The following is a 12,601-nucleotide window of genomic DNA, read 5'->3' as shown; positions in this document are numbered from 1 at the left end:
CTTTTATATTAAGGAGTAAAATCCGGTGCAGCTAAGCATAATTCATCATAATAATGTGAAAACGCATCATCTCGTTCACTTATAGGGATGACAACTCCATGTAATTGTGAGCGAAGTTGATCCCAGCGCGCATGCAATACCTGCCAATTATATTCGTCATAAGTTCCCTTAAATATAACCTGCTTAATTTCAATAAACGGAAGCTCTCCTCCTTGCTCTTGTTGCTCGGAAAACTCTTTCTCCCAACGAGATCCGAGCCTATCAACACGACCTATTTGTTGCTCAACAACGCCAGGATTCCACTCTGGGTGCAATAAATATACGAACCGACAAGCTTGATGTAAATTTAACCCTTCTCGTCCAACTACTGACTGTGCAACTAACACATTAGGAAAACTGTTCTTACGATTAAAACCCAACTGTAACATACGACGACTTGCCGCTGATGTATTCCCATACATTAAGCGCGCCATGCCACCTCTAACATGTTCATACTCTTCTTTTACCCTTGCTTCTATACAGGGCCAAAGCTTGCTTGCTTCTTTTTCATCTAATTGACCATCACCATCGGCATCACCTTCATTCTCTGCTGTGACTGCACCCATTAGATCAATAAAACCCTGAGCAACCTCTTCAGATGTTAAATTAAAATCGCTTGAATCTGATAACTCATAAATAGCACGAGTCATAAAAGTAAGAACAGAATGTTCCTCTGAGCAGGCTTGTTCAACAGATTTTTTAAATGCTTTGAAGAGCTGTTCACAACGTGTATCCAATAAAGAGATTGAGTGTTCAATATTTTCAATCAGGTGTTGTTTAGTTTGGTCCACTTGGTTTGCATGCTTTTCATATTGACGTTTTAAACGATCATTTATTTCATTAATACTCCAATTTAAACCAAGTTGCTTTGACGCAAATTTGGCCGCATGCACTTCAGAGTCATCATTTTCTTTATCACTGATATGAATTTTAGTTTGAGGCCAAAACTCGTTTTTATCTAGCCTGCGTAGCATTTCTCTTGCATTTAATAAATTAACTAATATCCTCATAGGCTTGGTCAACTTACCAAACACTAATGCTTTTTGACCCAACATTAAATTATTTTCAATTTCTGAAATAACTTTTAATAATGCAGGATGTTGATATAACGATTCATCTCCACTTGCATATACCTCAGTAATCTGTTTTTTCCACCAGTGAGCCCGTTGAAGCTTTTTACTATCATCATTGTTCAAATCATTTTCTAGCTCGTCATCGTCACCTTGAGGGGATGAATAAGCTGAGTTATCTATAATTCCAGCAATCCCGTGACCATTAGCTAGCGTAAGTCGTGCTCTTTTTGAAGTCGCATCTTGCATAATTGAAGCAGCAGATAGCCCTTCAACAGAGCACACTATTTGCTTCCACTGCTCTGATAGTTCTTCTACTTTAATTTCAACCTGGGTATGCTTCCTATATTCATTAATTGGTAAATTTGAAACAGAGTGAAATTTTTGAATTGTTGGGTCTTGTCGCTTATCTCTTCTTAATAAATAAGGTTTTAACGAGTTTTCAAACGCTCTAGCGGCCCGCTGAAAACTCAACCGAGATTGCTCATCGACCTTCCAATATAACTTGAGTTTAGCAACAGCTTTAGCATAGTTATCAACACTCTTTAAAATAGGCTGCTGATCAGATTCGGATAACTCAATTCTATTGAGCATTTGTTGCCATTGCTCAACATTTAACTCAACAGGTGTAGCCGTCATAGCTAACCGGCGACCATTATCATTTTGAATAATAATTTCATTCAAAATTCGGCTTAAGCTACTGCTTTCACCTCGGCTTTTATGTGCTTCATCTATAACAACTAAGTCAAATGAACCGAGTCCTAAACCTACCGTTTTTTCTAACAAATCTCGGTATTCACTTCCAGCAGAAAAATTATCCCCGCCAAATGAATTTACACCCCATTCAAAGTTTTCAATGATGCAATTTAAAATTTTCTTTCTAGGATCATTATTCGATAGGTAATATGTTTGTTCAACAATTCTACGTGCGCAATATTTAGCATCCATATATTTTAGGTCTTCATGGCTATTGTAACCATTAGGTAACCTGTTATTTTTAGCTTTTCGCCACTGTGCATACACTTCTGGTAGCAGTGCCCAACGACTTGAATGAGAATTACCACCAATACGCCAATTCGCAAAATTTTGAGATAATAAAATAACCGACTGTTTATCCCAATGCTCTTGCTTGTCACAATCAGCCCAAGCAGACATAAAACGCCAGAGACTATTTACTGTGTGCTGAGGCGCTAAATCTGCTTCGCGATCATTAAGCTCTTTTTGCCATTGGAATCCTAATGTTGTGGGCACAATAATGGCTGCACGACCACCTGCTTGTTTAACAGCATGGATAAGCTCAACTGCTATTCGTGTTTTACCCATGCCAACTTCATCAGCAATAATTACTCCCGTGTCAGCTATCCTATCTAGTATCGCATTTACACTTTCTTTTTGGGTTGAGTTCAGACGCTCATTGAATCCGAGAGTATCTTTTATTATTTCAGCAACCTTTTCCCAACCTAAAAAATTACTCACCTTTGCCTCCAAGCGTTATTAACTGATTCAATTCCAAACTATGTTCAATTTTTCTTAATAATGACTCATATAAACGACCTTGCTCAGTACTTGAATCTTCTGCAAAATGAGGTCTAAAAGGGGCAGCCCATAAAGGGGATAATGGATTAATATTAATTTCTTTAAAGTAAGAAATTACTGCTGACTTACTCATTTGACAAAATATTTGTTCTAAACGATAACACCACTGTTCCCAGTTGAATGGATCAAGTTCTGTTTGTTTTTGTGCTACATGTTCAATCAATAACATCATTTTATTTAAATAATAATTAGAACCTGATGCCTCATGCTGACAATTTAATGCCACTGAATGGCTTTCATCTAGCACCTCGCCATCGAAACCGTCCTCTGCGGGCAAAGTAGGGAATGCGCCTAGTAAGTTCCATGCGTCATCTATCTCTAACTCAGGCAAAGCGGTTGCTGCCATTCGTCCAAACTCATCGAATACAGGTATATAAATGCTGTGCGTCGCATCTTTAATATTCCACGTAACTTTCACTTGCCTTGGAGTATTATCGGGCCAAATTATATTTTCACCTTTACACTCACACGCATAATTTTCAGCGTACCAAACTTGATAGCCTTTTGTATCATCAGTATCAGGTCGTAATAAGCAACCTGTCTTAGTTAAGCTACAAATAGTAAAATAACTTATCGGTGCAGCTACAAATTCACCTTCAAGTTCTGGCATCCCCTTCCCTGAGCACAACTGCGTAGCATCTGTAATAATACTTTCTTCATCCCAATTAATAGGCAATTTATCACTAATGCAATTAGTTGAGTCATCTTCGCCATACCAACTCAATTCTTTTGGAGAAAACACAACTCCCGCTTCTAGGTTACCGCCATGCAAACTTGCTTTACTTAAAAAGCCAGGCGTTGTTAAATTTCCTGATCCTAAATACAACCATGAGCTTTTGCAGCTATCGTCATTTCCATTTTTGGCTGAAAAAATAAACTTTGCATGCAATGATCTTTGATAATTTTTACTTTGATAAACAGCATCGTAAGCAGGCCTAACTGACCAATCATTTGTATTTAATATATCTAAAGTTTGAGCGACTAGTTGACAATTATCAGGGTTGACATAAATATCTTTTTCAGCTGTTTTAGTTAAGAGACCAGCCTGCTGTAATACTTTTTCAATCTCAGAAATCACTTTTGGCACTTTGCTCTTATTATCTCCACCTTCATAAAAACCAGAACCAAGGGCTAAATAATTGCACTTTGTATTATTACTATGTGTTTTTATTAAATGTGGTAACTGTGTGATGAGTGCCTGCTTTGTATTATCAAAAAAGCGAGGTTGTACATTTTTTACTGGCTTAATTTCACCTAAAACATGTTGATAGTGTTTAAACCTTAGCGCTGTTGCTGTTGCTTTATTTTCTATTCTTACGCTATTTAATATATCGATATTAAAAAAAGTTAAAGTGTGATTGATAAAATCATACACCTTGGCAATATCAGTTTGCACTTGATGATCATCACTATAGGCTACTTCATAATCAATCGACCAAACCATATCTAAACTGTCTTCTATTGTTTGGCGTGTCCAATTCCCCGTAGAAACAATAACCCTAATAATTTTTTGCTCTGTTAGCTTATTTTTAAATAGTAATAACGCTACTTTAGCATGTAACAATCTAAACTTTTTTTCTATATTAGATTTAGCTGGTAAATGAACCAACCCAGGGCAGTCAACCGCAGATATCTGGTGATGGTTTGGGTCTAACATCATGGCTAAATAACCACTTCCTTCATAGGCTCTTTGTGATTTAATTGTTTGCGTAAACTTATCAAGTGCATCATTAAAAAAGTGAGTATCTGCCGAATATCCAGTCAACAAGCCAAATTCACCAATACAATCTGTCGGTGGCACAAAATAAGCCGATAAAGAAAGTGGTAATGAGTTACTCATCTGCTTTCTCCTTTTTATTTAGCCACATATCGAGCTGCCCATCGAAGTCAACATTCAGTAAATACAAGTTCCAAAAACGAAATGAAACGCCTTTTGGAAACAAGCTTTCTGTTTCGCCAGCGTCGTTAGCTTCTTGCTGCACTCCACCAAAAGCAGATCCTTTAATAACAGCTTTATCTCTTACTTTAAGTACTAAATTATCTCTTTCAACAATACTTAAAATAATTAATTCATCCTGACTTTGTAAGCATTCACGTGCAAAACTCAGCGCTAATTTATCAGGCGTAGGATCATGGCTTAAATTAACAAAACTAGTTGCAGCCGACTTCACTCTCGTTAATGCGTTTTGCAAAACTAAAGGAGTGCCTTTACGTAAATCTAAACTCCCCGACTTATCATTAGCAACTGCGGTTTCAATAGCGTCTAATAACATCATCACACTATCTCTGAGTATGAAAAAGTAAGCTCCACTTTTTATGTCTTTAAAATGTAAGTCTGTTAATTCTGATGGTTTTCGCCAATTAATACATGGGTTTGTATTTATATTACTAACCCACGTTAATGCATTTCTTCTTCGAAGTGCAGACTCATCATTACCAGAAACCAAACGGTCTTTTAAAATGGCTTTAGCGTCTGCCGCTAAACTATAAATAGGCGCTAGCGCCTTTATTAAACCACTTACTCTAGGGTTTCTATGATTACCTAGCACCCACTTAACTAAAAAATTAACAATACTACTGTTATAACATTTTAAATCAGCGCAGCCGGCAATAACTAACTTCAATCCGTTGTCGTTCAAACTATAGCTATTAAATCGCTCTCCTTGTGATTCAACTAACCCAAGTCCTGGTAATAATTGCACAGTAGCCATACGCATAGGCTGTGTTACATAATAATTGTTAGCGCCAACTACTTTAAATGATAAATCCTTTGCACCTGCTAACTTGGAGTTTCCCCTTAACCTTTCATCAGACTGCCAATTATTTTTTTCAAACGACAAAATACAGCCGAGCGCTTCAATTGCATTTGCAACTTGTATGTTACTTACCTGCTTATCCTCTAATCTTACTTTTTCAGCCACATGAATGCCCAAACAGGCTAAAAAAACATTTTTACTAAATTTTACCCCACCTAAATTAGGTACTGCCAAGTCATTAAATGCACGTACAGCAACTGCAAGACCCAAGGTGCGAGTGCGTCGTTCAGATTCAAGTTTATCAGGGCCAAGTAGACCCCAGTTTATTATTGTCATGTAAACCTTCTTAGGCCGTTATTTTATTAAAGTAAATAAAAAGCACTCAACCGAAATCTTGCAAGCTCAGTCAGCAAAACAAACGAATCATCATCGGCTTTACACCTCTTTATTCGCTTTTACATTTTGCGCTTGCTCAAATATTTCTTTGTATACTTCATCGCGGCTGATTGGTGGGTATTTAAATTTAGCGAGTATTAAAATCAGCTCTACTTTTAAAGCTGATTTAATATCGTCGCGGTGGTTCCAATCTACAAATTTTACTTTGTCGTCTACAATTACTTTTACTGCTTGAGCAAGCTCAATGAGCTTGTCTTCGGGGTAGTCAAAGTCGTATTTAATGGCGAGCATTTTTAAGGCGTCGTAAAAGCCTTTTTCTTCAATATCAATGCCTAGCTCGTCGCCGGCGTTCATTTCGTCGCGTACGCTGTAAATCATATCAACCATACTGTCTGAAAATTCATCAAGTACGCTACTTACCAGTACGTCATCTTCTTTTCGCTCGTTATAGCGCTGTACCAGCGATTCAAAGCGTTTAGTAAAGTCGATACCTTGGGTTTGGTTTACTTTTTTAAGCTCACCTATGGCTTTGGCTAGCATTTGTTGCAGTATTTTTATTTTGGTGTTGGGGAGTTTTATTTTTTCTATTTTAGCGATGTAGTCGTCATTAAAAATATCAATTTCGCCGCCGTCTTCATTACCGAGTTTAAATACTTCTTTTACGCCGTCGCTTTGCAGGGCTTCACTTATCATTTCACGTACTTTGGCGTTCATTTGCGCGGTATCGGGCGCTTCGCCTTTGGTTAACTTGTAAATAATAGAACGAATGGCAAGGTAAAAGTGAATGTGGTTTCGCTCGTTTTCGTTTATTTTTTCACTACCGCAACATACATCGTAAGCGGCTTTTAAACGCTTAACTAAATCCATAAAGCGCTTTTGCCGTTTTTCGGTAATTAGCGCAAACTCGGCGGCGTGGTTTAAACAGTTTAGCTGGGCAACGGCTTCGCCTGTAAAGTAGGGGCTGCTGTCAAATTTATGGAATAACTCGGCAAGTAACGCCAAGTGGTTTTTTACCTCAATAACCGAGGCGGTAATGTCTTCAAAGTTGGTTTCGTCAGTTTTTGAATACTGCGCTAACGCTTTATTCATTTCAGATTTAATACCAATGTAGTCAACCACTAAGCCTTTATCTTTGCCTTCAAACTGGCGGTTAACCCGCGAAATAGTTTGTATTAAGCTGTGCTTTTGCAATGGCTTATCTATGTACATGGTATCTAAAAATGGCACATCAAAACCGGTTAGCCACATATCGACCACTATGGCTATTTTAAAGTTTGAGTTTTTGTTTTTAAATTGCTTATCAAGCTCTTTACGTTCGTCTTTACTGCCAAGTAAATTATATAAGCGTTCAACGTCATCTTTACCACGGGTCATTACCATTTTTACTTTTTCAGACGGGGCTGCAATACGGCCCTCGCTAATAGCGCGCTTTCGCTCGGTATCTGATAGTGTTTGCGCGTCATCAGTATCTACTACATCAAACCACTGTGGGCGTAATTCTTCTAACTCTTGATACAGCTGATAGGCAATGCCACGCGAGCTACACACAAACATCGCCTTTCCTGCAATGGTAGAACCTTCCTCAACGCGTTTTTCGTAATGTTCAACAAAGTCCCTTGCTAATACACGTATGCGGTCAGGATCGCCTAAAATGCTATTCATATTAGCGGTGGCTTTTTTACTGTCTTCTATTTGCAGTTCGTTACTGCCTGCATCGGCACATTCTTTGTAATAAGCTTCAATTTCGGCCAGCTTGCTATTGTTTAAACACACCTTAGCGGCGCGGCCTTCGTACACAATGCGTACGGTTATTTCATCTTTAACCGACTCAGTCATGGTGTACGAGTCAACCACTTCACCAAACACATCTAAAGTCGCATCCACTGGCGTGCCGGTAAAGCCAACATAGGTAGCGTTTGGTAATGAGTCGTGCAGGTATTTAGCAAAACCAAAGGTCTTTTTTACACCTTTTTCGGTAATGGTAATTTTTTGATCAAGATTTACTTGGCTACGATGCGCCTCATCAGAAATACAAATAACGTTAGTGCGGTCGGTTAATAACTGAGTGTCTTCGGTAAATTTATGAATGGTGGTTAAAAATACCCCACCACTGTTACGCCCTTCAAGTAACTCACGTAAGTGAGTACGGCTGGTCACTGTTTTTACCGTATCGTCGCCAATGTAGGTTTTAGCATTGCCAAACTGCTGCGAAAGCTGATCGTCTAAATCGGTTCGGTCGGTAATTAAAATAATGGTAGGGCTTTTAAGTTCAACGCTTTTCATCAACAAACGTGTTAAAAATTGCATGGTGTAACTTTTACCGCAACCCGTTGCGCCAAAATACGTACCGCCTTTACCATCGCCTTGTGGCTTTAAGTGGCGTTTTATATTTTCGAACAGTTTATTAGCCGCATAATATTGCGGATAACGCGGCACAATTTTTATCTCTTTTTTGCCTGCGCTTTTATTATCAGAATCCGGAAAAAATACAAAGTTGCGCATAACATCGCGCAAACGCGCTTTATCAAACAAGCCCTGCAATAAGGTATGTAACGAGTTAATCCCCTCTTGCGCGGTTAGCTCTTGTCCCGTTACTTTTCCCCACGAGTAAAAAAACTGATACGGCGCAAATAAGTTACCCATTTTATTGTTTACGCCATCGCTTATAACGCACAAGGTATTAAACACAAATAACTGCGGAATAGCGCGGCGGTAGCGCACCGTTAACTGCTCATAGGCTTCAAATATAGGGGCTTGCTCGCGTATCGCGCTTTTAAATTCAAACACAACTAGTGGTAAACCATTCACATATAAAATGCCATCGGGAATACGCAGTTCAATATTGTCGTAACTGGTGGGGCTTTCTATTTCTAACTGGGTAACAAACCGATAAATATTATCGTCTTGCAGGTAAGTAACGCTGGCTTCATTCACATTATCCAAAGCAGCCATAGCACTGCCTGCTATTAGGCTACTTTTAATGCCTTGCTCAACGTTGTCGTAATCAAGCAGCTGAACATACAAATCTTTTTGTGATTTACTCCCTGCTAAACTGCCACGCTCGTGTGTAAGTACTTCCCGTTTAAGTAAGAATCCATCACTTAGCCACTTACAAAAAGTTTTATTACTTTCGTATAAATCACTGGCAGGGAGTTTTTCGAGCTTTGCAATTATTGAGTCTACTTCACCGGTGGTAATATTATTTTTAGCGTAGCGCTTGGTTAAAAAAGCACGGAGGTCTTCTTTTATTAATACTTCGCTGTTACTACGGGTGAGCTCACCGCCCAATAAATGCGGGTAGCCTTGCTCGCCTAATAGCTCAACCACCGCTTGTTCTAATTTGGCTTCAGTAAATTTCATCAAACATCCTTATTCTTGTTTTTGTGGCCTTTAAACGCTCAGCTAAGGTTATTAATCGACTACTTCTTCATCTGTGATTACATCGGGTATTTGTAATTCGCCAGAGATGAGCTTGGGTAGCAAAGTGTCACGAAGCTTGGTTAGTTGATTAATTTGATCAATATTTGATTTTTCTTTGAATAGCATATTATTTACAATGCTATTAAACTTCTCTAAAACAATATTAGAAGGTAATAGGAAATCTATATTTCTTAGTACTTTTAACGAAAGGTACTTTTGAGTGGTGCCAGCAACTCTTGCATTTAAGTAAGCTTGCATATGAGCAGTTTTTAGTAAAATATGTAGATAATTTTTCAAATATAAATTTTGTGATGTTCTAAAAAGCCCTACATTCTTAATTGCATAGTTAGCGGGCTCATCCATCACAAGGTATGGAACACCGACAGTACCTATCATGGTCAGCAAAATATCCCCATATTCAACATTGCTGCGCTCATTGACTTTTTTGTAATCTAACTCTGAGATTAAATAAGCTGCTGATAGATCTAAGCGTCCTGAAGTAATATGTTTAGAAGTAACTAGTGGAAAGCCTTTCTCGGACTTCTTAGGTGAATCATGTGTACCATCCCTAACATCTACTAAATCTCCACTTACTCCTACACCCCACCCCTTTGGTATCCAGCCTAGTTGTTCGTTGTGTTCGAACTCATTGGGGAAGTGGGCGTGGGTGTTGGCGTGTTGCGCTAATATTTTAGGGTTGGCGTTAAGGCTTGCTTTAACGGGTGTTTCAGCGGCTTGCACTGCTGCTTGTGTTGCTGAAAGTGCTTGTAATTCGTGAGCGAGCGCACTGAGTGAGGTTTTTACTTCGGCCGCATTGTGTAAGCTGTTCAGTGCCGCTAAGCGGCGCTGTGCTTTTTGTTTTAACTCATCAGGCAGACTAGTTTCAAGGTTTTCTAAGTTAAAATTAACGCTCGCAAGTAGGTTGTCGAACACCGGATCAAAATCAATAAACCAGCTTTTAAATAACGCCTGCGCCATTTGTTCTAAGGTTTGGTTGGTTTTTTGGTTAAGTTCAATTTTGTTATCGATTAGCTTAAGCCGATACCCAATGTTCTTTGCTAAATCAATTGGCGGGACTGGTACTACTACTTTTGCTACGGATTTTGTATTTAACACTCCCTGGGCACTGCCTGTACTTACAGCTAAAAGTGAAGTTCGACCAAAACTTGAATTTAAGAAGTAGCCTAAATAATCTGAATATCGAATATCCTTTGGCTGGGCAAATACAATATTTGCGCAGTTAATTTCACCTACGTTATCAGGAACTACTGCACAATCGCCTCTATTTTGTCCGACCCTAACAACTAATATGTCGCCTGTTTTAAGTTGGCTTTTTTTGCTTTTTTCATGAAATGCTTTAGTTACATATTTAACATCATTCAAATCTAGCCGGCCTGGCCTGACATTTTGAGATCTAAGAAAAGTTACACCTTCCGGACCACAAAAAACTGAACTAGTTTCTCCAACATGTCCAACTGATACTTTTTTACATAAATCAGATAAAGGAGCCCAATACCAGCCATTAGGTATATTAGGCATACCCGGTAAAGTTTTACTCCCCATAACCCAACGCCTCCAAATTTTTACGAATGGCTTTATCAAGCTCATCGCTTTGGTTCATTTGGCTATAAAGGGTTTGGCTAAGTTCGCTCATTTTAGTCTCAAACGGGATGCCATCGTCTGCAATATCGGCAGCACCTACATAGCGCCCTGGGGTCAGTACGTAGTCGTTTGCTTTTATATCAGCAAGAGTGGCTGATTTACAGTAACCGGCGATATCTTCATATTTTTGCTCGTTATCTGTCGCAAGCTCTTCGCCGCGCCAAAGGTGATAGGTTTGGGTAATTTTAGCTATGTCGTCGTTAGTGAGCTCTTTTAAAGTACGGTTAACCATAGAGCCCATTTCGCGAGCGTCTATAAATAGGGTTTCGCCTTGGCGGTCGCGGCGTTTTAGTAAGCCTTTTTCGTTATTACCGCGTTTATCTTTACTTATAAACCATAAACACACCGGAATTTGTGTGGTGTAAAACAGCTGCCCTGGTAGGGCTATCATACAATCGACTAAGTCGTTTTCGATTATTTTTTGGCGAATATCGCCCTCGCCACTGGTGTTTGAACTCATTGAGCCGTTAGCCAATACAAAGCCTGCGGTGCCATGCTCGCTCAATTTTGAGATCATATGCATGATCCACGCATAATTGGCATTACCGGTAGGCGGTGTTGGGTAACCTGCCCAGCGGGCATCGTCGACTAGTTCGTTATCGGCGCGCCACTGTTTTTGGTTAAACGGTGGGTTTGCCATTATGTAATCGGCTTTTAGGTCGGGGTGTTGGTCTTTAAAAAAGGTATCGCCTGCTATATCGCCTAAGTTGCCCGAAATACCGCGCACGGCAAGGTTCATTTTAGCCAGTTTATAAGTGGTGTTAGTGTACTCTTGCCCGTAAATAGACACGTTTTTTTGGTTACCGTTATGGCTATTAATAAACTTAAGCGATTGCACAAACATACCGCCCGAGCCACAACAGGGGTCGTAAATTTTACCTTCGAATGGCTCTATCATATCGGCAATTAGGGTAACAATTGACTTAGGCGTGTAGAACTCGCCCCCGCCTTTGCCTTCAGATGCGGCAAATTTACCTAAAAAGTATTCGTACACGCGGCCAACTAAGTCTTCTTCTGTTTTTTCGTTTTGGTTGGCAATGGTGTCGATATTATTAATGGTATCGATAAGCGCTGAAAGCTTACTGGCATCAAGCCCTAAACGTGAAAAGTAGTTGTCGGGCAATGCGCCTGCGAGTGATTTATTGTTTTTTTCAACCGCGTGTAGTGCGGTATCTATTTTAACGGCAATATCGCCTTGCTTAGCGTTGGCTTGAATGTACGACCAGCGTGCGTCTTCTGGTAGGTAAAACACGTTATCCATCGCGTAAAAGTCGACCATGTCGATGTATTCGTCGCCGTACTCGGCAATAATGGCTTTTTTACGCGCTTCAAACTTGTCACTAATAAATTTAAGAAAGATTAAGCTTAAAACAATGTGCTTATATTCGGCTGATTCAACACTGCCACGCAGTTTATTGGCGGCATCCCAAAGGGATTCTTCAAACCCGACTTGTGTTTTTTTTGCGGCTTTTTTTGTAGCAGGCTTTTTTGATGCAGCGTCCATGTGGTCTCTCTTTGCAAGAATATCAATATAATTTATTGGCTTATCATACAGCAAAGGTCGTGGGTTTTTGAGTGTTAATTATAAAATATATGAGGAGGTTTTTATCGATAACAATACGCAATATGCGAGCAGTTTAATTGTTGCGACAGTGTCGCAAC

The 12,601-nt window shown here is 39.3% G+C and carries 6 protein-coding genes; all 6 read right to left on the bottom strand.

All coding sequences use genetic code 11. From position 1 onward, the window contains the following. Positions 1 to 8: 8 nt before the first annotated feature. The 6 genes from PTET_RS16745 to PTET_RS16720 all read right to left on the bottom strand — a co-directional run bounded on the left by PTET_RS16745 (position 9) and on the right by PTET_RS16720 (position 12,443). Positions 9 to 2,585, bottom strand: a complete 2,577-nt coding sequence (locus PTET_RS16745; RefSeq protein WP_167378577.1) for a DEAD/DEAH box helicase — start codon at positions 2,583 to 2,585, stop codon at positions 9 to 11. Next, positions 2,578 to 4,545, bottom strand: a complete 1,968-nt coding sequence (locus PTET_RS16740; protein WP_096038999.1) for a phospholipase D-like domain-containing protein — start codon at positions 4,543 to 4,545, stop codon at positions 2,578 to 2,580. Before PTET_RS16740 ends, PTET_RS16745 begins: the two co-directional genes overlap by 8 nt. Next, positions 4,538 to 5,797 (bottom strand): hypothetical protein, encoded by a 1,260-nt coding sequence (locus PTET_RS16735; RefSeq protein WP_096038998.1) that lies wholly within the window; start codon positions 5,795 to 5,797, stop codon positions 4,538 to 4,540. The genes PTET_RS16740 and PTET_RS16735 overlap by 8 nt, the downstream gene beginning before the upstream one ends. 99 nt (positions 5,798 to 5,896) lie before the next feature. After that, entirely contained in the window at positions 5,897 to 9,217 is a 3,321-nt protein-coding gene (locus tag PTET_RS16730; protein WP_096038997.1) for a type I restriction endonuclease subunit R, read from the bottom strand. 51 nt (positions 9,218 to 9,268) lie between these two features. Beyond that, on the bottom strand, positions 9,269 to 10,816 hold the full coding sequence (locus tag PTET_RS16725) for a restriction endonuclease subunit S (RefSeq protein ID WP_244186409.1): 1,548 nt from the start codon (positions 10,814 to 10,816) through the stop codon (positions 9,269 to 9,271). 13 nt (positions 10,817 to 10,829) lie between these two features. Next, complete coding sequence (locus PTET_RS16720; RefSeq protein ID WP_096038995.1) at positions 10,830 to 12,443, bottom strand: type I restriction-modification system subunit M; 1,614 nt, start codon at positions 12,441 to 12,443, stop codon at positions 10,830 to 10,832. Between the last annotated feature and the right edge of the window lie 158 nt (positions 12,444 to 12,601).

The sequence above is a fragment of the Pseudoalteromonas tetraodonis genome (genome assembly GCF_002310835.1).
Classification (GTDB): Bacteria; Pseudomonadota; Gammaproteobacteria; order Enterobacterales; family Alteromonadaceae; genus Pseudoalteromonas; species Pseudoalteromonas tetraodonis.
Note: the sequence above shows the minus strand (reverse complement) of the source record. Positions and strands in the feature narration are given on the sequence as shown.